This is a genomic window from Rhodoplanes tepidamans (assembly GCF_030813915.1).
GTDB lineage: Bacteria > Pseudomonadota > Alphaproteobacteria > Rhizobiales > Xanthobacteraceae > Rhodoplanes > Rhodoplanes tepidamans.
The window spans coordinates 24507-44622 of record NZ_JAUSUJ010000038.1 but is presented as its reverse complement, the minus strand read 5'-3'; the positions used below and the strand labels follow the sequence as shown (position 1 = coordinate 44622).

18 protein-coding genes are annotated in these 20116 nt (G+C 73.1%); 6 read left to right on the top strand and 12 right to left on the bottom strand.

What is annotated here, in order from left to right; genetic code table 11:
• Positions 1 to 178: 178 nt before the first annotated feature.
• Together J2S22_RS29190 and J2S22_RS29185 are read right to left on the bottom strand one after the other, a co-directional pair.
• Entirely contained in the window at positions 179 to 1384 is a 1206-nt protein-coding gene (locus J2S22_RS29190) for an FAD-dependent oxidoreductase (protein ID WP_272780739.1), read from the bottom strand.
• On the bottom strand, positions 1381 to 1809 hold the full coding sequence (locus J2S22_RS29185) for a sugar 3,4-ketoisomerase (protein WP_272780740.1): 429 nt from the start codon (positions 1807 to 1809) through the stop codon (positions 1381 to 1383). Before J2S22_RS29185 ends, J2S22_RS29190 begins: the two co-directional genes overlap by 4 nt.
• 137 nt (positions 1810 to 1946) lie before the next feature.
• Here J2S22_RS29185 and J2S22_RS29180 point away from each other — a divergent pair, with 137 nt between their 5' ends.
• On the top strand, positions 1947 to 3374 hold the full coding sequence (locus tag J2S22_RS29180; RefSeq protein ID WP_272780741.1) for a glycosyltransferase family 2 protein: 1428 nt from the start codon (positions 1947 to 1949) through the stop codon (positions 3372 to 3374).
• Positions 3375 to 3417: 43 nt separating this feature from the next.
• Here J2S22_RS29180 and J2S22_RS29175 read toward each other — a convergent pair whose 3' ends face one another.
• The 9 genes from J2S22_RS29175 to J2S22_RS29135 all read right to left on the bottom strand — a co-directional run bounded on the left by J2S22_RS29175 (position 3418) and on the right by J2S22_RS29135 (position 14566).
• Entirely contained in the window at positions 3418 to 4515 is a 1098-nt protein-coding gene (locus J2S22_RS29175) for a quinone-dependent dihydroorotate dehydrogenase (protein WP_272780742.1), read from the bottom strand.
• A gap of 6 nt (positions 4516 to 4521) precedes the next feature.
• On the bottom strand, positions 4522 to 5208 hold the full coding sequence (locus tag J2S22_RS29170) for an SRPBCC family protein (RefSeq protein ID WP_272780743.1): 687 nt from the start codon (positions 5206 to 5208) through the stop codon (positions 4522 to 4524).
• Positions 5209 to 5509: 301 nt separating this feature from the next.
• Complete coding sequence (locus tag J2S22_RS29165) at positions 5510 to 6265, bottom strand: P-loop NTPase family protein (RefSeq protein ID WP_272780744.1); 756 nt, start codon at positions 6263 to 6265, stop codon at positions 5510 to 5512.
• A gap of 113 nt (positions 6266 to 6378) precedes the next feature.
• Positions 6379 to 7614: a M48 family metallopeptidase gene (locus J2S22_RS29160; RefSeq protein ID WP_272780745.1), complete on the bottom strand. Its 1236-nt coding sequence runs from the start codon at positions 7612 to 7614 to the stop codon at positions 6379 to 6381.
• Between the two features lie 229 nt (positions 7615 to 7843).
• Positions 7844 to 8407: a LemA family protein gene (locus J2S22_RS29155; RefSeq protein ID WP_272780746.1), complete on the bottom strand. Its 564-nt coding sequence runs from the start codon at positions 8405 to 8407 to the stop codon at positions 7844 to 7846.
• A 270-nt stretch (positions 8408 to 8677) separates the two neighbouring features.
• Positions 8678 to 9226 (bottom strand): hypothetical protein, encoded by a 549-nt coding sequence (locus J2S22_RS29150; protein ID WP_272780747.1) that lies wholly within the window; start codon positions 9224 to 9226, stop codon positions 8678 to 8680.
• Positions 9227 to 9526: 300 nt separating this feature from the next.
• On the bottom strand, positions 9527 to 12994 hold the full coding sequence (gene smc / locus J2S22_RS29145; RefSeq protein WP_307155907.1) for a chromosome segregation protein SMC: 3468 nt from the start codon (positions 12992 to 12994) through the stop codon (positions 9527 to 9529).
• 275 nt (positions 12995 to 13269) lie between these two features.
• Positions 13270 to 13908 carry a DsbA family protein gene (locus J2S22_RS29140; protein WP_272780856.1) on the bottom strand — a complete coding sequence of 213 codons (639 nt, stop codon included), beginning with the start codon at positions 13906 to 13908 and terminating at the stop codon, positions 13270 to 13272.
• 175 nt (positions 13909 to 14083) lie between these two features.
• The gene (locus tag J2S22_RS29135; protein ID WP_272780857.1) at positions 14084 to 14566 is read right to left on the bottom strand and encodes a DUF721 domain-containing protein; all 483 of its coding nucleotides are present in this window, start codon (positions 14564 to 14566) and stop codon (positions 14084 to 14086) included.
• Positions 14567 to 14644: 78 nt separating this feature from the next.
• On the opposite strand from J2S22_RS29135, the gene mutY reads away from it, so the two are divergent.
• Entirely contained in the window at positions 14645 to 15850 is a 1206-nt protein-coding gene (mutY, locus tag J2S22_RS29130) for an A/G-specific adenine glycosylase (RefSeq protein WP_272780858.1), read from the top strand.
• The gene (locus tag J2S22_RS29125; protein ID WP_272780859.1) at positions 15847 to 16197 is read left to right on the top strand and encodes a RidA family protein; all 351 of its coding nucleotides are present in this window, start codon (positions 15847 to 15849) and stop codon (positions 16195 to 16197) included. The genes mutY and J2S22_RS29125 overlap by 4 nt, the downstream gene beginning before the upstream one ends.
• A gap of 177 nt (positions 16198 to 16374) precedes the next feature.
• Here J2S22_RS29125 and J2S22_RS29120 read toward each other — a convergent pair whose 3' ends face one another.
• Entirely contained in the window at positions 16375 to 17514 is a 1140-nt protein-coding gene (locus tag J2S22_RS29120) for a site-specific DNA-methyltransferase (protein ID WP_272840479.1), read from the bottom strand.
• A 233-nt stretch (positions 17515 to 17747) separates the two neighbouring features.
• Between J2S22_RS29120 and ypfJ the strand changes: the two genes are divergently transcribed.
• The 3 genes from ypfJ (at position 17748) to moaB (ending at position 19964) form a co-directional block, all read left to right on the top strand.
• Positions 17748 to 18674 carry a KPN_02809 family neutral zinc metallopeptidase gene (gene ypfJ, locus J2S22_RS29115; protein WP_272780319.1) on the top strand — a complete coding sequence of 309 codons (927 nt, stop codon included), beginning with the start codon at positions 17748 to 17750 and terminating at the stop codon, positions 18672 to 18674.
• Positions 18675 to 18748: 74 nt separating this feature from the next.
• Positions 18749 to 19108, top strand: coding sequence for a hypothetical protein (locus tag J2S22_RS29110; protein WP_272780318.1), 360 nt, complete (start codon positions 18749 to 18751; stop codon positions 19106 to 19108).
• A gap of 292 nt (positions 19109 to 19400) precedes the next feature.
• Positions 19401 to 19964, top strand: a complete 564-nt coding sequence (gene moaB / locus J2S22_RS29105; protein ID WP_272780317.1) for a molybdenum cofactor biosynthesis protein B — start codon at positions 19401 to 19403, stop codon at positions 19962 to 19964.
• Positions 19965 to 20116 lie beyond the last annotated feature (152 nt).

Here is a 20116-nt window from a genome sequence, read left to right as displayed (position 1 = left end):
GATTACGGCCACGCAGGGCCGGGAATCCAACGAGCGGTCTCCGTCAGCTCGTCACTATGCCAGTGACAGCCGACAGATACAGGAATCCAGCCGAGGACTCCGAAATTGTCGCTGGATTTCGGGTTCGCGGCTTCGCCGCGCCCCGGAATGACGGCGAACGGATCACCCGGACGCAGGCTCACCCGGCGATCTCGGCCGCGAGCTGCGCCGCGAGCCAGGGGGCGGTCGAGTACTTGCCGGTGTCGATCGAGACATAGGTGCCGCTGCGGGTGACGCCGTAGCGGTCGCGGCGGTGGAGCGACGAGGCCGGATCGCCGATCGAGCCCTCGCCCTGCGCCACCACCCAGCCGCCGCCCACCGTGACCGTCGCGGCGGCGCGCACCCGGGCGACCAGCTCCGGCACATAGGGCGCGAGCCCGTCCAGGATCGCGGCGGCGACGCGGTCGCGGCCGGCCGTGTCGAGCGCCGGCGGCGGGCGCCACGCGGCGGCGTCGACCACCAGGCCGGCCGGGTACCAGGAGAGATACAGCGTGCGGCCGTCGTAGTTCTTCACGTCGCCGAACGGGCCGGTGGCGATCACCAGGCTCGGCAGGTCGCAGGGCGCGGCGAGCCGTGCGAACAGCGACAGCCGCCAGCGGTAGGAGACCGGCCCGTCGGGCCGCAGCCCGACCGACGCGTCGACCGCGGCGCGGCCGTCCCACAGCGCGTTGACGATCACGTCGAACGTCGCGTCGACGGCCGGCTCGGCGACGATCCGCCAGCGGCCGTCGTTCTGCGCCGCGACGGCGCGCACCGTCGTGGCGGGGACGAAGGCGACGCCGCGCTCCGCCGCGATCGCCGCGGCGAAGCGGTCGGCGATCCACAGCGTGTCGACCGAGCGCTCCGGCACCCGGAAGCCGGCGACGATCGCGTCCGACGGCGTGACGGCCCGCAGCTCGTCCTCGGCGAGGCGCCGGGCCCGCGCGTCGCGCACGTCGTGCAGATAGTGCGCGGCGTCCGGATGCTCGCGCACCAGCGCCGCGACGGCGTCGTGATAGCGCCCCATCGCATCGGCATCGACGACCGAGTCGCGGTGGGTGACGAACAGGTCGTCGTCCTTGGAGATCGCCGGGGCGATCGAGCGGCCGATCAGATCCTCGACGATGCGGCGGAACGCCAGCCCGCCGGGCAGCACCTTGCGGGCGGTGGCGAGCGACGGGTCGGCGGCGTAGAGGCAGCCGAGATGGATCTTGCCCTCGTTCCAGCGGCTGGCGGCGGCGAACGGCTCCGCCGCGGCGTCGATCAGGGTGACGTGCAGGCCGCGTCGGGCGAGGAGCAGGGCGAGGCTGCACCCCATGATGCCGGCGCCGAGAATGCCGATGCGCCGCGCGCGATGCCGCGTCATCCGTCGCCGCGCCCGCCGGCCGCCGGCCGCTCGCCGATGTAGCTGCCGGGATCGAACGGCTCGCTGGCCAGCACCATCAGCAGTGCGTCCGGCGTGACGTAGGTCTGCTCCGCCCACACCAGTGGCTCCAGCAGCAGCGCCGTCTCGGTGGCGTCGAGCCGGACCCGCGCCTCGCGGCCCGCGTGGCAGAGCGCGACGTCGATCGTGCCGGCGAGCCGGACCAGGAGCTGGCGCGCCTTCGTGTTGGCGTGGCCGCCCCGCACCGTGCCGGCCGCCGACGGCTCGACCACGAACACGCGCCGCGGCACGAAGGGCAGGTCGGCATAGTCGAAGGGATGCAGCGCGCCCCGGGCATCCCGGCGCGAGGCGATCCGGATCGGCCGTACCACGCCGCCGAACGCCGTCAGAGACTCGAAACCCGTCATGTCGTCATCGAGACAAGGTGGCCTTGCAATGTCAGAGGCGAACAACTTATCGACAGGGCCGCAGGCTCGCAACCCGCCGGCATGACGCGCGCACGACGCCGGCCGGCCCGACCGCCGACGCCGGACGGAACCAGGACATGATCGAGACCGACGCACGCATCCTGATCGGGGTTCCGGCCTTCGCCGGCGCCGCCCACATCGGCGAGACGCTGCGCTCGATCGCGGCACAGACCTGCCGGGATTTTCGGGTGCTGATCTCGGTCGACGGCGGCGACCGCGACACCGCCGCGGCCTGCGCGCCGTTCCTCGACGAGCCGCGCGTCGTGCGCGTGATGCAGGAGGAGCGGCTCGGCTGGGACGGCAACATCAACTGGCTGATGGCGCAGGCGCGCGGCGCGTTCTTCTGCTACTGGCAGCAGGACGACGTCGTCACGCCCGACTATCTGGCCGCGCTGCTCGCCGCCGCCGACGCGAATCCGGCGGCCGTCTGTCTCTACAGCGACCTGCAATGGACCGAGGGCGAGACCGCGCTGGCGGTCTGTCCGTCGGTCACCGGCTTCGCCCGCGACCGTGCCCTCGCGGTGCTGGAGAGCATGAATGGCGTGCCGTTCCGCGGCCTGATCAGGACGGCGGCGATCGCCCGCACCGGGCCGATCCGGCGGACGCCGTTCGAGAGCGCCCACGAGGAGTTCGTCTGGCTCGCGAAGCTGGCGCGCGAGGGCGATCTCCTGCGCGTGCCGGGCCCGCTCTACTACAAGCGCAAGCACGCCGGCAGCGTCTCGACCAGGTGGCACAGGCGCGAGCCGGCGTGGAAGCGCGCCGTGTGGATCGAGTACGGCCTCGGCATGCTGGAGACGCTGTGGCCGCTGGTCGCCGAGGCGGAGCGCGAGGTCGCGCTCGGCGTGGTGCTCGACCGCCTGTGCCGGCCGCGCGAGGGCCGCTTCCTGTTCTACGATCCCGCGGCCGAGCCGGTCGCCTTCGCGGCCGCGGTGGTGGCGCAGGCGTGCACGCGGTTCGCGTTGCCCGCCGTCGCGGCGGCGATCGCGTCGGGGGACACCGCACCGCGCTTCGCCGGCGGCTGCGGCGGCGACCTGCTCGATCGCGCCGTGCAGCGCCTGGCGGCGAGCGCCGCGGTTCGGCGCATGCTCGAGGACACCGGCACGGTCGAGCTCGGGTTCGCGGCCGGCGCCGCTGCCGGCCGCGCGCTGCTGGAGCACGGCTGGGCCGCGCCGGATGCGGCGGGGGCACCGATGCAGGGCCGCAGCGCCGCCCTGACGCTGCCGCTGCCCGAGACCGGGTCGTGGCGCGTCGTCTTCGCGGGCCTGCCGAGCGGGGCGCGCCGCCGCGGCACCGTGTCGATCGCGATCGACGCCGGAGCGCCCGCGGCGCTGGAGTGGGACATCGCCGGCCGGGTGGAGAGCCGCGTCGAGGCCGTGGTGGACGGGCGCGGGGACGCGGCCGTCCGCTTCACGGTGCCCGAGACCGTCGCGGCCTGGCCGCTCGGCCTGCGCCGCGAGCCCGCCGCCGGCATCACGCTCGACCGCATCACGATCTCCCGCGCGTGAGGTCGGGCGGCGGCGGCGACGCCCTCGCCCCTCGCGGGAGAGGTCACAGGGGCCGGTGATCCGCGCCCACGGCGGCAGCGATGGTCGCAAAGCCGTCGCGGCGGAGCAGGGCGGCGAGGTCGCGCTTGATGGTCACGGCGAAGCCCGGGCCGTTGTAGACCAGCGCCGAGTAGAGCTGCACCAGCGAGGCGCCGGCGCGGATCTTCACGTAGGCGTCCTCGCCGCTCGACACGCCGCCGCAGCCGATGATCGGCACCCGGCCCTGGGTGTGGCGGTACATCGAGCGCAGGCACTCGGTCGCCAGCCCCATCAGGGGCCGGCCCGAGAGCCCGCCCTCGGCGTCGCGCCAGCGGCTGCGCAGGGTGGGCGGCCGCGTCACCGTGGTGTTGCCGACGATCAGGCCGTCGACGCCGGTGTCGAGAACCACCTCGGCGATGTCGCGCACCTGGTCCTCGTCGAGATCGGGCCCGACCTTGAGCAGGATCGGCGGCCGCTTCGGCGCGGGTTCGGCCCCGGCCGCGCCGACGCGGTCGCGCGCGGCGAGCACGCGGCCGACCAGCGCCTCGATGGGCGCCCGCGCCTGCAGCCCGCGCAGGCCCGGCGTGTTGGGCGAGGAGACGTTGACGACCACGTAGTCGACCAGCGGCGCCACCGCGGCGATGCAGGTCTCGTAGTCGGCGGCGGCGTCCTCGGTGCTGCGGTTCTTGCCGATGTTGGCGCCGACGATGCCGCCGCGCGCGCCCTTCGCGCGCCGCGCCTTCAGCCGTTCGACGAACGGCTCCAGCCCCTCGCTGTTGAAGCCGAAGCGGTTGATCACCGCCTCGTCCTCGTCGAGCCGGAACAGGCGCTGGCCGGAATTGCCGGGCTGCGGCTTCGGCGTCACGGTTCCGGCCTCGACGAAGCCGAAGCCGAAGCCGAACATCGCGTCGATCACCTCGGCGTGCTTGTCGAAGCCGGCGCCGAGGCCGATCGGGTTGGCGAAGTCGAGGCCGAACACGCGGGTGGCGAGGATCGGGTCGTCGGCCGCGGCGGTCGGGCGCATCAGCCCGCGCTTGAGCGACACCACGGCGAGCCGGTGCACCTGCTCGGGATCGAGCCGCTTCAGGGCCGGCCAGGCGAGGCGGTAGAGGAGGTCGTGCATCGGCCGTCAGCTCCGGCCGAACAGGCGCCGGATCCATGCGCGGATCACGGCCGTCACCAGCGCGAAGCCGGAGATCGGCTTCGCCGCGGGCCGGGCGGCGGGCTGCGCGGCCGGCCGGGGCGGGGGCGGCGCATCCGTGGCCGCCGCGGCCGGGGCCGCCGATGCGGTCTCCGTCGGGGCCGCCGCCGCGGCCGGGGCCGCCGATGCGGTCTCCGCCGGGGCCGCCGCCGCGGCCGGCGGGTTCGCGGCCAGCTCGGCCCGCAGGGCCTCGGCGAACTGCTTGATCAGCTGGGCGGCGGTCGCCTGCACGATGGCGGTGCTGCGCCCGTACTGGGCGACCGTGCCGGTGAGCGCCAGGCTGGTGTGGACCTTCACGGTCGAACCGCCCGCCGACGGCTCGATGCGGAACGCCACCGTGGCGTTGGCGCCGCCGCGGCCCTTGCTGTCGGTGCCCTGGGCCGTCACCTTGCAGGCGCGGGCGGCCGCGTCGATCTCCTCGAACGTCACCACGCCGCCGAACGACAGCGCCACCGGCCCGAGCCGCACATGGGTGCGGCCCTTGTAGGTCCGGTCGTCCACCACCTCGGTCAGCTCGGCCCCCGGCATGCAGGGGGCGATCCGCTCGATGTCGAGAAGCAGCGGCCACGCCTGCTCGGGCGGCAGCGGCACCTCGAACGCATTGTCGAATTCCATCCTCGTTCCTCGGCTGCCGGCGCGCCCTCCCGGCCGGGACGGCACCGGTCGATGTCGGCAGCGGGACGACCGTGCGGGCATCGGGGCATGGCTTCGCCCGCCGCGCCCTCGGGCGCCGCGGGACGGACGGCGGCTGTTATCGCGGCGGAGTTTTGCCGATGCAAGCGGTGCAGGCGCGGGGCGGGGCGGCGGGGCCGGTTCTCCACCGGGAAGCGGGAGGGGGGCCGCGAAAGGGCCGCGCCCCTGTCTGGTCAGTCCGGGTTCGCCGCCGCGCGGCGCCCCGGAACGACGGCAGGAGGCCTCACCCCGTCTGCCCGGCCCGCAGCGGGACGACGTCGCGGGGGCCGAGATGCTCGGACAGCTTGATGCGGTCGTACTCGGCCCAGACGTGGCTCAGCCAGTAGCGGACATAGCCGCGCAGCACGAAGGAGTAGTTGGCGGTCTCGGCCTTGGCGGTCTTGTTGGCCACGAAGGTGAGGAACGGCACCGAGGCGAGCTCGACCTGCTCGGCCGCCATCTCGTTGAGCTTCGGGATGGTGATCTCGGAGACGCCCTGCAGCCGCTTGAAGTAGTTGTCGTAGGTGGCCTGGTCCCACTCGAAGAACGAGGTGTTGTTGATGAAGTTCTTCACCAGGTGGTACTTGGTGCCGCTGACGTGCTCGGACGTCTCGGCGATCTCCTCCAGCGACGAGATCGACGGCCCGAGAATGTGGAACAGGGTCAGGCTGATCTGCCCCTTGCGGGCGGCGTCGGTGAAGCCGATGTCGCGCAGCGCCCGCAGCGTCGGGGTGAGCAGCCCGGCCCGCACGTCGATCACGGTCACCTGCGCGTCGGTGAGCGAGTCGAAGATGCGCATCTGGTCCGCCACCGTCGTGATGTCGACGATCTCGGTGATGTCGGGATGGAAGCGCTTCAGGGTCCCCTTCGGGGACTCGGTGTCGAAGGCGCGGGTCGGCAGCTTGCGGGCCAGCAGGTAGTCGAGCAGCGTTCGGGCGACCGTCGTCTTGCCCACGCCGCCCTTGTCTGCCCCCACCAGCACGACGGCTGGGCTCGCCATGACGATCCTTCCGAAAGAGAGCGAATCACTGCCGGCAGGTTACGCCAGCCCGATCGCGCGCGCATGTCGGAAGGGCCGCGAAACCGCCGGAATCCACGGCGGCGGGGGCGGACCTAGCGTCGCGGGCCCCACGGACCCGGAATCGGGAACGGATTCGGCACCCCGCCGGGCCCCTGGCCGGGCAGCGGGCTGCGCCCCTGGCCGTCTCCGGACGAGGGGTCCGGCGCCGCCGGAGGTGTGGCGGTGCCGGTCGTGCCGGCCGTGCCGGGCGTGCCGGCCGGGTCGGGGACGTCGCCCCAGGGGCCGTGCCGCGGGGCTTCGGCCTCGCCGGTCTCCTCCGGGGGAAACGGCTCGCCGGGCGGGGGCAGGGCGATCGGCCCGGGATCGTGGCCGCCGGCGAACTTCACCAGCGCCGCCACCCGGCTGTCGACCGAGGGGTGGGTGGCGAACAGGTCGGAAAAGCCCTGGCGCGGGTTGTCGACGCACAGCTCCATCACGGCCGAGGTGGCGCCCTCGAGCTCGCCGCGCCCCTCGATCTTGCGCAGCGCCGAGATCATCGCGTCGGGATTCTTGGTGAGCTCGACGGCGCCGGCGTCGGCCAGGAACTCGCGCGAGCGCGACAGCGCGAAGCGGATCACCGAGGAGAGCAGCCAGGCCACCGCCACCAGCACGACGGCGATCAGCAGGGCGGCGCCGGCCCCGCCCTTGCCGCGGTCGCCGCCGCCGGAGCTGCGCGAGCCGCCGCTCCAGCGCACCCGCAGGCCCATGCGGAAGACCAGCTCGGCCACGAACGAGATGACGCCGGCGATGATCACGGCGATCACCATCAGGCGGACGTCGCCGTTGCGGATGTGGGTCAGCTCGTGGCCGAGCACGGCCTCGATCTCGGCGTCGTCGAGCCGCTCCAGGAGCCCGGTCGTCACCGACACGGCGTACTGCTTCTCGTTCAGCCCGGTGGCGAAGGCGTTGAGCGCGTCGCTCTCGACGATCTTCAGCTTCGGCATCGGGATGCCGCGCGAGATGCACAGGTTCTCCAGCAGATTGTACAGTCGCGGCTGGTCCTTGCGGGTGACGTCGCGGCCGCCCGTCACGGCGTCGATCATCGCCTGGTGGAAGCGCCAGGCGATCGCGATCCACAGGCCGGTGCCGACGGTGGCGAACGGGAAGGCGACGACGAAGTCCTGCCGCGCCTTCATGAGCAGCCAGGGCAGCGACGCGTCGGTGGTCAGCGCCTCGCCGGCGAGCGCGCCGGCGTAGACCATCACGTAGACGAGACCGAACAGCCCGATCAGCAGGACGACCGAGCGCCGCCGGTTCGACTGGATGTGGGTGTAGAGCCCGTAGGCCATGGCGCTTCCGAGGGACGTGATCGAGAGGAAGAGCCCCCCACCCCCGACCCCTCCCCGCCAATTGCTGACGCAATTCGGAGGAGGGGAGTCGATGCGCTCGGCGTCCCTTACGTGAGGGGGGCGAAGCGCTTTCCCACCCCTCCCGCCCGCGCGCGAAGCGCGTGGTGGGGAGGGGTCGGGGGTGGGGGGTACTTCACTTCATGACAACTCCGGCGACACCGGTCGCGGCTCAGAACTTCACGGCCGGCGCCTGCTCCAGCGTCTTCCGCTCCTCGCCGACGTCGAAGAAGGTCTGCGGGTGGAAGCCGAAGGAGGCGGCGAACAGGGCCGCCGGGAACTGCTGGATGCCGGTGTTGTACTCGCTGACCGCGTTGTTGAAGAAGCGCCGCGCCGCCGCGAGCTTGTTCTCGATGTCGGAGAGCTCGGTCTGGAGCTGCTGGAAGTTCTGGTTGGCCTTGAGGTCCGGATAGGCCTCGGACAGCGCGAACAGCTGGCGCAGCGCGCCGGTGAGCTGGTTCTCGGCGGCGACCTGCTGGTCCGGCCCCTGGGCCGAGATGGCGCGGTTGCGGGCGGCGACCACCGCCTCGAGGGTGCCGCGCTCGTGCGCGGCGTAGCCCTTCACGGTCTCGACCAGATTGGGGATCAGGTCGTGGCGCTGCTTGAGCTGGACGTCGACGTCGGCGAAGGACTGGTTCACGCGCTGACGCATCGCGACCAGGCCGTTGTAGATCGTGATCACCCAGAGGATCAGCGCGACGATCACTCCGATGACGATCCAGGCGGTGGTGGACATGGAGGGGCTCCGAGACGGGCGCAGGCCGGCGATGGCCGGCCGCTCACTATAGCGGAAGCCGGAGCGGGGCGTGCGGCGTCGTCGTCCCCCCGCCGGCCGCACCCCTTGGTCGCGCGGCGGCGCCGTCCGGTTCGATGCCGGCGGCACCGTCATCGCAACGCGCGCCGGAACGACAAGCCCCAAACGAAAGGAGAGCCCCGAAGGGCTCTCCTGCAGATCGTCGCAGATGGTCGCTCGCCGCCGGATCGTCGTCGCGGCCGAGCGTCTGGCTCACCAGCCCCACGGATAGGCGGCGCCCCAGTACGGGCCGCCCCAGCCGCACACGTTCACGCGGCGCCAGCCCCACGGGGTGAAGCGCCAGCGCCAGCACGAGCCGTAGTAGCCGGCGCCGTAGAAGCCGGCACCCACCACGACCGGCGCGATCCACGGACGCCGCCAGCGGTAGGGCCGGCCGCCCCAGTAGGCGCGCCGCCAGCCCGGATAGCCGCCGCGATAGATCGGGCGCCCGACATAGCGCGGGCCGCCGACGAACCGCGCGCCGCCGCCATAGAACCGCGGGCCTCTCACGAAGCCGGGCCGTCCGACGAAGCGCGGACCGCCGCCTCCGACGAAGCGCGGCCCGCCCATCCGGGGCCCGGCGAAGCCGCCCCGGAAGCCGCCGCCACCCATGCGCGGGCCGGCGAAGCCGCCGCCGCCCATCCGCATTCCACCACCGCCGTGGAAGCCGCCGCCGCCGCCCCGGAAGCCGCCGCGCTGGGCGTCCGCCGTGGTGGTCGCGCCGAAGAACATCACCGTCGCCCCGATGGCCAGCGCGCTCACCAGGCCGCCTCGCAACCCTTTTGTCCAGAAACGCATGGTCCGTTGTTCTCCGAAGGGTCTTGTCGCCTCGCCCGCTTTGTCGCGCGACATGGTCGCACGTCCAGGTGAACCGCCACTGAACGTCGCAGTTCCCGCGCGGACCAACAACTTACACCGGGATCTCGGCACGATTCCGGACGGCCGGCGGCCGCGGGGCGGCGCGCCGGACAATTCTTCGGGATGTCGGGTCGGGACGGCGCCGGACGATGCGCGCGGGCCGGAGGGCAGGGCCGGGCGGTAGCGGAGCCGCCGCCCGCCGGCTCAGGCGACCGCCTGCTCGATGATCTTCTCGGCCGCCTCGAGATCGACCGAGACGAGCTGCGACACGCCGCGCTCCGCCATGGTCACGCCGAACAGCCGGTTCATCCGCGCCATGGTGATCGGATTGTGGGTGATCACCACGAAGCGGGTGTCGGTCGACTTGATCATCTCGTCGAGCAGGTCGCAGAAGCGGTCGACATTGTGGTCGTCGAGCGGCGCGTCGACCTCGTCCAGCACGCAGATCGGCGCCGGATTGGTGAGGAACACGGCGAAGATCAGCGCCATCGCGGTGAGCGCCTGCTCGCCGCCCGAGAGGAGCGACAGCGTCGCCGGCTTCTTGCCGGGCGGCTTGGCGAGGATGTCCAGGCCGGCCTCCAGCGGGTCCTCGCTCTCGGTGAGCTGCAGCTCCGCCGTGCCGCCGCCGAACAGGCTGGCGAACAGCCGCTTGAAGTGCTCGTTGACGACCTGGAACGAGGCGACCAGGCGGTCGCGCGCCTCCTTGTTGAGGCTCTGGATGCCCTGGCGCAGCCGCTTGATGGCGGCGACCAGGTCCTCGCGCTCGGTGGTCAGGGTGGTGTGCTGCTGCTCGATCTCGCGCAGCTCCTCGTCGGCCCGCAGGTTCACGGCGCCGAGCCGCTCGCGCTCGCGGCGCAGCCGGTCGAGCTTCTCCTCCACGGCCGACAGCTCGGGCAGGGCGGCCTCCGGGGCGAGCTCGGCGATCGCCAGCAGCGCGGCCGGCTCGACCTCCAGCACGTCGTTGATCTCGCGGGCGACGTCGGCGAGCCGGCGCTTGGCCGCCTCGAAGCGCTCCTCGGCGCGCACCGCCTGCTCGCGCGCCGTCGCCATGGCGTCGCGCGCCACGTTGGCGGCCTTGTCGGCGTTGCGCTGGGCCGTCTCGGCGGCGGCGAGCCGGTCGCCGGCCTCGCGGCGGGCGGCCTCGGCGGTCTCGACCTCGCCGATCAGGGCGCGGCGCTTGAGGGCGAAGTGGGCGGGCGCGTCGGACAGCTCCTCGCGCTCGGCCTCGGTCTCGGCGAGGCGCGCCGCCAGCGTCTCGATCTGGCCGCCGGCGTTCTGCTTGCGGTTCCGCCACGCCTCGATGTCGCCTGCCACGGTGGTGAGCCGGCGGGTGGTCAGATCGATCTCGCGGGCGAGCGCCTGGGCGGCGGCGCGGGCCTCGGCCTGGGCGGCGCGCTCGACGCCGGCGCGGGTGCGGACCTCGGCGAGATCGGCCTCCAGCCGGTCGGTCGGCTCCAGCTCCTCCAGGGCGGCGGCGGCCTCCTCGGCGGCGGCGCGGGCCTCGTCGCGGGTGGCGGCGAGGCGCGACTGCGCCTCGACCAGGCCGGCCCGGCGGGCGGTCAGCCGGCCGAGCTCGCGCTCGGCGGCGGCATGGCGGTCGCGCGCGGCGTCGGCGGCGCGCTGCAGGTCGCGGCGGGCGCCGCGGCTCGCCTGCTCCTGCTCGGCCGCCTCGCGCACCTCGGCCTGGGCGGCCTCGACGGCGGCCCGGCGGGTCTCCACCTCGGCGCGGGCGACCGCCAGCTCCTGCTCGATGTCGGCCAGCCGGTTGCGCTCGGCGAGCCGGCGGGCGGCGCCGGTCGGCGCATGCGCCGCCACCGCGAAGCCGTCCCAGCGCCAGAGGTCGCCGTCGAGCGAGACGAGGCGCTGTCCGGGCTTCAGCTGCGCGGCGAGGCGCGGGCCGTCGGCGCGGGCGACGACGCCGATCTGGGCGAGGCGGCGCTTCAGCTCCGCCGGCGCCTGCGAGACGTGGGCGCCGAGCGATTCCAGTCCGTCGGGCAGGGCCGGGTCGGTGCCGTCGCCCTCCGCCAGCGTCCAGCGGATCGGCGCGCTCGGCTCGACCGGCGCGTCGAGATCGTCGCCGAGCGCGGCGCCGAGCGCCGTCTCGTAGCCCTTGTCGACCTTGAGCGCGTCGATGACCGGCGGCCACATCTGCTTGGCGTCGACATGCAGCACCTTGGCCAGCGTCTTCGCCTCGGTCTCCAGCCGGTTGGCGCGGCGCTCCGCCTCGGCGAGCGGCTGGCGGGCGACGTCGAGGGCCTGCCGGGCCGCGGAATGCGCCGCCTCGGCCCGCACCGACGCGGCCTCCGCCTCGGCGGCGGCCTCGTTGGCGGCCTCGACCGCCTCGGCGAGCGCGTCGAGATCGACCGCGCTGTTCGCCTCGGCCATCATCCGGTCGAGGTCGGCCGTGACGCTCGCGAGCTCGCTCTCGGTGCGGCTCGCCCGCTCGCTCTGGGCCCGCATCGCGCTTTCGAGCTGGCGCCGGCGCGCCGCCACGTCGGCGAGCGCCGCGGTCAGCTCGGCGAGCCGCTTCTCGGTCGCGCCGACCGACTCGTCGGCGACGGCGACCCGCTCGTCGATCTCGGCACGGCGCTCGGCGGCGGCCTCGAGATCGCCCTGCAGCGTCTCGCGCTCGGCCTCCAGGCGCTCGATGGTGCCGTCGGCGTCGGCCAGCATCTGGGCCTCGCGATCGCGGTCGCGGGCGATCTGCTCGGCGCGCCGGATCAGCTCGGCCATGCGCTCGTTGGCGCGGGCCTCCTCGCGCTCCAGGGCGTCGCGGGCCGAGACGAGGCGCTGCAGGGCGGCGGCCGCCTCGGCCTCGGCGTTGCGCAGGGCCGGCAGGGCCGCGGCGGCGAGCGCCTGGGCCGTGGCGGTCTCGCCCTGCGCCGCCGTGAACTCGACCACCGCGCGCGAGCTCTCGTCCTTGGCGGCCTCGGCGGCCGCGACCTCGGCGGTCGCCTGGCTCCAGCGGACGTGGAACAGCGTCGCCTCGGCCTTGCGCACATGGCCGGACAGCGCCCGGTAGCGCACCGCCTGGCGGGCCTGGCGCTTGAGCGACTCCATCTGCTGGGCGAGCTGGCCGATGACGTCTTCCAGCCGGGTCAGGTTCTGCTCGGCGGCGCGCAGCCGCAGCTCGGCCTCGTGGCGGCGGGCGTGCAGGCCGGAGATGCCGGCGGCCTCCTCCAGCACGCGGCGGCGCTGCTCGGGCTTGGCCTGGATGATCTCGCCGATGCGGCCCTGGTGGACGAGCGCCGGCGAGCGCGAGCCCGACGACGCGTCGGCGAACAGGATCTGGACGTCGCGGGCCCGCACCTCGCGGCCGTTGACCCGGTACACCGAGCCCTGCTCGCGCTCGATGCGGCGCGACACCTCCAGCGTGTCGTCGCCGTTGAACTGGGCCGGCGCCGTGCGGGTGGCGTTGTCGATCAGGATCTGGACTTCGGCGGTGTTGCGGGCCGGGCGCTTGTGATTGCCGGAGAAGATCACGTCGTTCATGTCGGCGGCGCGCATCGCCTTGTGCGACGCCTCGCCCATCACCCAGCGCAGCGCCTCGACGAGGTTCGACTTGCCGCAGCCGTTCGGGCCGACGACCCCGGTGAGGCCCGGCTCGATGACGAAATCGGTCGGCTCCACGAAGGACTTGAAGCCGATCAGGCGCAGCCGCTTGAACTTCATGACAGGAGTGCTCCCCCCGCAGGACGCATGGCTTCGGCCGCGCGGGACGGGATCGCCGTCGCGCACGCGAGGAAAGGGCCCGGGCCCTGAAAGGTCGAGGTCTGCCGCATCGCGGCGGAGAATGAATCGATCGCGGCCGCGAACGCAACAGGGGCGGCCGGCTTGTCCACCGCCGCCGGCCGTGCCGCCGCCCCGGCGCGGCCCCTCCCGGGGCCCGCGGAGCGGCGCCGCCGCGCCGCCGCGGTCCGGCTCAAGTCCTTGCTACTGCTGAAGGATCAGGCCTTGAGATGCTTCTCGATCACCTTGACGAACTCGTCCAGCGGCAGGGCGCCGACGACGCGCTCGCCGTTGACGAAGAAGGTCGGGGTCGACTGCACGTTGAAGGTCTGCGAGCCGCGCTTGCGCACCTCGTCGATGCCGTCGAGCAGCTTCTGGTTCTGCAGGCAGGCCTCGAAGCTCTGCTGGGTGAAGCCGGCCTGCTTGGCGATGCCGAGCAGCGGCGGGATCGGGTTCTGCACCACCCACTTGTTGAACTGGGTGAACAGCGTCTCGACCATCGGGTAGTACTTGCCCTCGCCGGCGCAGCGCGCCAGCATGAAGGCGCCGGCGGCGAGCGGGTCGAGCGGGAACTCGCGCAGCACGAAGCGCACCTTGCCGGTCTCGACGTAGCGCTCCTTGATGGCGGGCAGCACGTCGCGGAAGAAATGGGCGCAGTGCGAGCACGTCATCGAGTGGTACTCGACGATGGTGACCGGGGCGTCCGCCTTGCCGATGGTGATCTCGCCGAGCGGGCTCGGCTTCATCAGCTCCGCCACGTCGACCGTGTCGGCGCGCGCCGTCACCGGAACCCCGATCGCGGCGGCGAGGACCAGGCAGGAGGCGCTGGTGACGAGTTGGCGGCGAGTGACGGGCACGGGGATCCTCTTCGGCTGCGCTGCGTCCGGCTCCTCCGGAAGCGCGAGCGGTTGGCTAGCGGGTTTGCACAAAAAGGGCAATCTGGCGCGGATTTGTGGCGGCAGCGCCGCGTTCACGTCCGCTTGAACGACGGCCCGGCCGGCCGGGCCGGCCACGGAGCCGGCCGCGGGCCGGTCAGCGGCGTTTCACCGCCGCGCCGAGCCGGGCGAGCGCGTCGCGCAACCCCTGGTCGGCGAGCGGGGGCAGGGCCGCCGCGGCCGCCGCGACGGCCTCGGAGTCCGGGCCGCGCCGGGCCTTCTTCTGCCGGCGGCGCTGCAGCGGCGCCTGTCGCATCGCCAGCCGTCCGACCGCCGGCCAGCCGAAATACTGGTTGATGCGGGCGACGATGACGCCGGCCATGTGCTGCACCTCGATGGCCGCCGGCCCTTCCACCCGCAGCACCAGGGTGGCGGGCTCCTGCGCGTCGGTCGCCTCGCGCCGGCGCGGCCACTCGATCTTCATCGGCTCGGCGATGCCGGCGACCTCGGCCCCGACGATGTCGTCCCAGTGGGTGACGATCTCGGTCGCCGCGAAGCCCTGCCGCCGGAAGGCCGGCGTCAGCGCGGGGCCGACCAGGTCGGCGAGGGGGCGGGGGCGGGACCGGACCGGCGGCGGCATGGGCGGGACTCGGATGGGCTCCGGTTCGGGGTCTGGCCGGCGCTTGTTCGCGGCGCCGGCCTCTGTCAGAGGAGCGGCATGACCGTAGCAGTGCCGCCCGCCGGGCGAAAGCCGCGCCTCCCGCGAACGCCGTCCGCCGCGCGCCTCGCCCCCGCGCGCCGGCCCGACGCCGCCGCGCTGACCGCCGCGCTGCTCGGCTGGTACGACCGCCACCGCCGGGTGCTGCCCTGGCGGGCGCCGGCCGGCGTGAGGGCCGACCCCTATGCCGTCTGGCTGTCCGAGATCATGCTGCAGCAGACCACCGTCAAGGCGGTGGTGCCGTATTTCCGGACCTTCACGGCGGCGTTCCCGACCGTGCGGGACCTCGCCGCCGCCGAGCTCGATTCGGTGCTGCGGCTGTGGGCCGGCCTCGGCTACTACGCCCGCGCCCGCAACCTGCACGCCTGCGCCCGGGCCGTGGCGGAGCGTCACGGCGGCGTGTTTCCCGGGACCGTGGACGCCCTGCGGGCGCTGCCCGGCATCGGCGACTACACGGCGAACGCGATCGCCGCCATCGCCTTCGACGTGCCGGTCGTGCCGATCGACGGCAATGTCGAGCGGGTGCTGACACGGCTGCACGCGCTCGAGGAGGAACTGCCGGGCGGAAAACCGCGGCTGCGGGCGCTCGCCGACGCGCTGGAGCCGGCCGGCCGCGCCGGCGACTTCGCGCAGGCGCTGATGGATCTCGGCGCGACGATCTGCACCCCGAAGTCGCCGGCCTGCGTGCTGTGCCCGTGGTCGGAGCCATGCGCGGCGCGCCGCCGCGGCGATCCGGAGGGCTTCCCGCGAAAGGCGCCGAAGAAGGAGGGGACGCTGCGCCGCGGCGCCGCCTTCGTGGCGGTGCGCGGCGACGGCGCCGTGCTGGTGCGCTCGCGTCCGGAGAAGGGGCTCCTGGGCGGCATGACCGAGGTGCCGACGACCGCGTGGTCGGCGGATTTCTCGCCGCAGAACGCGCTCGATCACGCGCCCGGTCTCGACGCGGTCGCGCCGGGCTGGCGGCGCCTGCCGGGCGTCGTCACCCATGTCTTCACGCATTTCCCGCTCGAGCTCTTCGTCTTCGTCGCCGCCGTTCCGGCCGGTGTCGATGCGCCCGCCGGGACCCGCTGGGTCGCGCAAGGCGACATCGCCGGCGAGGCGTTTCCCAACGTGATGCGCAAGGTGCTGGCCCATGCCGGCATCGACCCGAAGCCGGCGCCGCCGGACCCGTCCCCCCGAATCAGCAAGCCGAAACGGAGCCCCCGATGACTCTCCAGCGTCTGCATGTCGGCCCGCGCATGAGCGCGGTCGTGATCCACGGCGACACCGTCTATCTGCGCGGCCTCACCGCCGAGGAGACGGCCGGCCGGAGCCTCGCGGCGCAGACGACCGAGATTCTCGGCGAGATCGACCGGCTGCTCGCCGAGGCCGGCACCGACAAGTCGAAGCTGATCAGCGCGACGATCTGGCTCAGCGACATCCGCACCGTCGACGAGATGAACGCCGTGTGGGACGCCTGGGTGGTGCCGGGCGCGACCCCGGTGCGCGCCTGCATCGAGGCGCTCCTGCAGGGCGCCGACCTGAAGATCGAGATCCAGGTGACGGCGGCGCGGTGAGCGGACGTGCGACCAGCCCCGAGCGGTGCAATGGTTCGAGTCGTCATGCCCGCGCTCGTCGCGGGCATCCACGTCTTCGCTGACGCTCGGTGCGGAAGAGCGTGGATGGCCGGGACGAGCCCGGCCATGACGAGTTTCGGGTCGGGACGACTGGCCCGCGCGTAATCGCCGACTCGCCTACTCCGCCGCCTGCATCTGCTCGGCCCGGAAGGCGGCGCGCAGCGTGTCGATGGGGGCGAGGCCCTTGTCGGTCTCGACGTGCCAGAAGGTCCAGCCGTTGCAGGCGTCCAGCCCTTGCGCGATGGCGCCGATGCGGTGGATCGAGCCGACCGTCTCGCCGAGGCTGACGGCACCGTCGGCGCGCACCAGCGCGGTGACGCGCCGCTTGGCGTCGGTGAGCGTGGTGCCGGGCGATACCATGCCGCGCTCGATCAGCGCCGCGAACGGGACGCGCGGCGCCTCGCGCGCCGTCTGGAACGGGGCGACGCTCGCCGCCGGCAGCGGCAGCACCGAATCGATGCGGGCCTGCGCCGCCTCGGCATAGGCGCCGTCGCGCTCGAAGCCGACGAAGCGCCGGCCGAGCTTCTTGGCCACCGCGCCGGTGGTGCCGGTGCCGCAGAACGGGTCGAGCACCAGGTCGTCGGGGCGCGACGAGGAGAGAATCACGCGCGCCAGCAGCGCCTCCGGCTTCTGGGTCGGATGCAGCTTCTTGCCGGCGCCGTCCTTCAGGCGCTCCTCGCCGGTGCACAGCGACAGCGTCCAGTCGGAGCGGACCTGGACGTCCTCGTTGCCGGCCTTCAGGGCCTCGTAGTTGAACGTGTAGCCCTTGGCGTTGGGCTCGCGCGCCGCCCAGATCATCGTCTCGTGCGCGTTGGTGAAGCGGCGCCCGCGAAAGTTCGGCATCGGGTTCGACTTGCGCCAGATCACGTCGTTGAGGATCCAGAAGCCGAGATCCTGGAGGATCGTGCCGACCCGGAAGATGTTGTGATAGGAGCCGATCACCCACAGGGTGGCGGACGGCTTCATCACGCGGCGCGCGGCGAGCAGCCAGGCGCGGGTGAAGTCGTCGTAGGCCGAAAAGCTCTCGAACTTGTCCCAGGCGTCGTCGACCGCGTCGACGCGCGAATCGTCGGGACGCTTGAGGTCGCCCTGGAGCTGCAGGTTGTAGGGCGGATCGGCGAAGACGAGGTCGACCGAGGCGGCCGGCAGCTTCGACATCTCGGCCACGCAGTCTCCCGTGACGACACGGAACGACGGGGCGGGGCGGGGAGTTGAGCGGGGCGTCCTGACGGACGCCCCGCGACGCGTAACACCCATGACTCGGTACTCTACTTGAGCGACGCGATCGGCGACGCGAGACCTTCAACCGACCCCAGGAATGTCGCCGACCAAGGTAAAAATCGGCTTAATCCCGGAGGCGGGCTGGCGCCGTAAATTGTCATGGACCATATTCTCGCCAGACGCGCGGGCGAGCCCTTCCGGGCGGACGTGTCCGTCCGGGCGTCCCCGAGGTGGCGCGGCGTCCGCGCGAGGCGACGGAGCAAGAACCGATGCGCTGGGACAACCTGCCTGAGAGCGAGAACGTCGAGGATCGGCGCGGCGACGACGGCGGCGGCCGCGGCGGCTTCGGCATGCCGATGGGCATGGGCGGCGGCGGTGGGCTCGGCATCGGCACCATCGTCGTGCTCGGCCTGATCGGCTGGGCGCTCGGCATCGATCCGCGCATCCTCATCGGCGGCGCCGAGATGGTGGGCGGGAGCAGCCATCGCGAGGCGCCGGCGCAGTCGAGCCAGCGCCAGACCGGCAGCCCCGACGACCAGATGGGCAAGTTCGTGTCCCGCGTCCTCGGCAGCACCGAGGTGCAGTGGAGGGAGGTCTTCTCCAAGAGCGGCAAGACCTACCGGGCGCCGGTCCTGGTGCTCTACAACGAGGTGACGAACCAGCCCTGCGGCGGCGTCGCCCAGGCGTCGATGGGGCCGTTCTACTGCCCGGCCGACAAGAAGATCTATCTCGACACCTCGTTCTTCCGCGAGATCGAGCGCCGCTTCAAGGGCTGCGACGTCGGCTCGAAGTCGTGCCAGTTCGCCCAGGCCTACGTGATCGCCCACGAGGTCGGCCACCACGTCCAGAACCTGCTCGGCATCCTGCCCAAGGTGCAGGAGATGCAGCGCGGCATGAGCAAGGTCGAGGCCAACAAGCTGCAGGTCCGGGTCGAGCTGCAGGCCGACTGCTTCGCCGGCGTGTGGGCGCACTTCTCCGACCAGAAGTGGAACCTGATCGAGCCCGGCGACGTCGAGGCGGCGATGCGCACCGCCGCGGCGATCGGCGACGACAAGCTGCAGATGCAGGCGCGCGGCCGCGTGGTGCCGGACAGCTTCACCCACGGCTCGTCGGCCCAGCGCCAGCGCTGGTTCGAGACCGGCCTCAAGCAGGGCTCGGTTGCGGCCTGCAATACGTTCCAGGCCCAGAGTCTGTGATAAGGGAGCGGCGTGCTTTTTCGCGCGCCGCGTCCGGACGGTCCGTGCCGGCGCGCCTCTGCAGAGGGCCTGCCATGATCGTCGAGTTCGTCACCTTCGAATCGCCGGAGGGCTGGGATCGCGCCCGCGTGCTCGCGGACGCCGAGACCACCATCCCGAAGTGGAGCGCCAACCGGGAGCTCCTGCGCAAGCACTTCCTGCTCGGCCTCGGCGACGCCGCGGGGACCGGCGGCGGCATCTACGTCTGGCCGTCGATCGAGGCGGCGCAGCGGGCCCACGACGACGCCTGGCGCGAGGGCATCAAGCGGCGCACCGGCGGCTATCCGACGATCCGCTACTTCGACCTGATGCTGCTGATCGACAACGAGCACGGCCGCGTCACCGCCTGGGACGAGGCCGGCGCCCCGCACGACCGCACGCCGACCCCGGCGTGAGCGGTTTCTCTGTCCGCCCATAGAGGGCGAATCCCTCCGTCATTCCGGGGCGCGCCGCAGGCGCGAACCCGGAATCCAACGGCACGATCGGCATCCTGGGCTGGGTTCCGGGTTCGGCGCGGAGCCTGTGCTCGGGCGGCGCGAAGCGCCGACCCGAGTGCGCCGCCCCGGAACGACGGGCCAGGACGCCGCCTCCCGACGGGCGATTGACGCCCGCCGGGGCGGACGCCATCGTGCGGCACCGGGCCTGCCGCGCGCAGGGTGCGCGGGCCGGCCCGATTCGGAGATTCGCATGCCCGGCCTCGACGACTCGCGCCAGTTCGTGCCGCTCAAGATCGCGGTGCTGACCGTGTCCGACACCCGCACGCCCGAGGACGACAAGTCCGGCGCGACCCTCGTCGAGCGGATCACCGCGGCCGGCCACACGGTGGCGGCGCGCGCCATCGTGGTCGACGACGTCGCCGCGATCCGCAGCCGGGTCGAGACCTGGATCGCCGATCCGGAGATCGACGTGGTGATCACCACGGGCGGCACCGGCTTCACCGGCCGCGACGTGACGCCGGAGGCGGTGGAGCCGCTGTTCGAGAAGCGCATGGAGGCGTTCTCGAGCCTGTTCCTGCTGGTCAGCTTCCAGAAGATCGGCACCTCGGCGATCCAGACCCGGGCGACCGCCGGCGTCGCCCGCGCCACCTACGTGTTCTGCCTGCCGGGCTCGCCCGGCGCCTGCAAGGACGCCTGGGACAACATCCTGGTCCACCAGCTCGACTACCGCTACCGCCCGTGCAACTTCGTCGAGATCATGCCGCGCCTCGACGAGCACCTGCGCCGCCCCAAGTCCAAGGGCGCGACGGCGTGAGCCCGGCGCGGGGGTGATCCGTCCGTCGTCAGTCCGGGGCGCGGCGAAGCCGCGAATCCGGAATCGACCCACGATCTCGTGCGCGCCGCTGGATTCCGGGTTCGCGCGCTGGCGCGCGCCCCGGAATGACCCGGAGCCGATCGGTCGGACTC

What these genes read in the sequence shown, in the direction of transcription:
- J2S22_RS29190 (WP_272780739.1), bottom strand. Translation starts at nt 1,384, where the DNA reads ATGACGCGGCATCGCGCGCGGCGCATCGGCATTCTCGGCGCCGGCATC.
- J2S22_RS29185 (WP_272780740.1), bottom strand. Translation starts at nt 1,809, where the DNA reads ATGACGGGTTTCGAGTCTCTGACGGCGTTCGGCGGCGTGGTACGGCCG.
- J2S22_RS29180 (WP_272780741.1), top strand. Translation starts at nt 1,947, where the DNA reads ATGATCGAGACCGACGCACGCATCCTGATCGGGGTTCCGGCCTTCGCC.
- J2S22_RS29175 (WP_272780742.1), bottom strand. Translation starts at nt 4,515, where the DNA reads ATGCACGACCTCCTCTACCGCCTCGCCTGGCCGGCCCTGAAGCGGCTC.
- J2S22_RS29170 (WP_272780743.1), bottom strand. Translation starts at nt 5,208, where the DNA reads ATGGAATTCGACAATGCGTTCGAGGTGCCGCTGCCGCCCGAGCAGGCG.
- J2S22_RS29165 (WP_272780744.1), bottom strand. Translation starts at nt 6,265, where the DNA reads ATGGCGAGCCCAGCCGTCGTGCTGGTGGGGGCAGACAAGGGCGGCGTG.
- J2S22_RS29160 (WP_272780745.1), bottom strand. Translation starts at nt 7,614, where the DNA reads ATGGCCTACGGGCTCTACACCCACATCCAGTCGAACCGGCGGCGCTCG.
- J2S22_RS29155 (WP_272780746.1), bottom strand. Translation starts at nt 8,407, where the DNA reads ATGTCCACCACCGCCTGGATCGTCATCGGAGTGATCGTCGCGCTGATC.
- smc (WP_307155907.1), bottom strand. Translation starts at nt 12,994, where the DNA reads ATGAAGTTCAAGCGGCTGCGCCTGATCGGCTTCAAGTCCTTCGTGGAG.
- J2S22_RS29135 (WP_272780857.1), bottom strand. Translation starts at nt 14,566, where the DNA reads ATGCCGCCGCCGGTCCGGTCCCGCCCCCGCCCCCTCGCCGACCTGGTC.
- mutY (WP_272780858.1), top strand. Translation starts at nt 14,645, where the DNA reads ATGACCGTAGCAGTGCCGCCCGCCGGGCGAAAGCCGCGCCTCCCGCGA.
- J2S22_RS29125 (WP_272780859.1), top strand. Translation starts at nt 15,847, where the DNA reads ATGACTCTCCAGCGTCTGCATGTCGGCCCGCGCATGAGCGCGGTCGTG.
- J2S22_RS29120 (WP_272840479.1), bottom strand. Translation starts at nt 17,514, where the DNA reads ATGGGTGTTACGCGTCGCGGGGCGTCCGTCAGGACGCCCCGCTCAACT.
- ypfJ (WP_272780319.1), top strand. Translation starts at nt 17,748, where the DNA reads ATGCGCTGGGACAACCTGCCTGAGAGCGAGAACGTCGAGGATCGGCGC.
- J2S22_RS29110 (WP_272780318.1), top strand. Translation starts at nt 18,749, where the DNA reads ATGATCGTCGAGTTCGTCACCTTCGAATCGCCGGAGGGCTGGGATCGC.
- moaB (WP_272780317.1), top strand. Translation starts at nt 19,401, where the DNA reads ATGCCCGGCCTCGACGACTCGCGCCAGTTCGTGCCGCTCAAGATCGCG.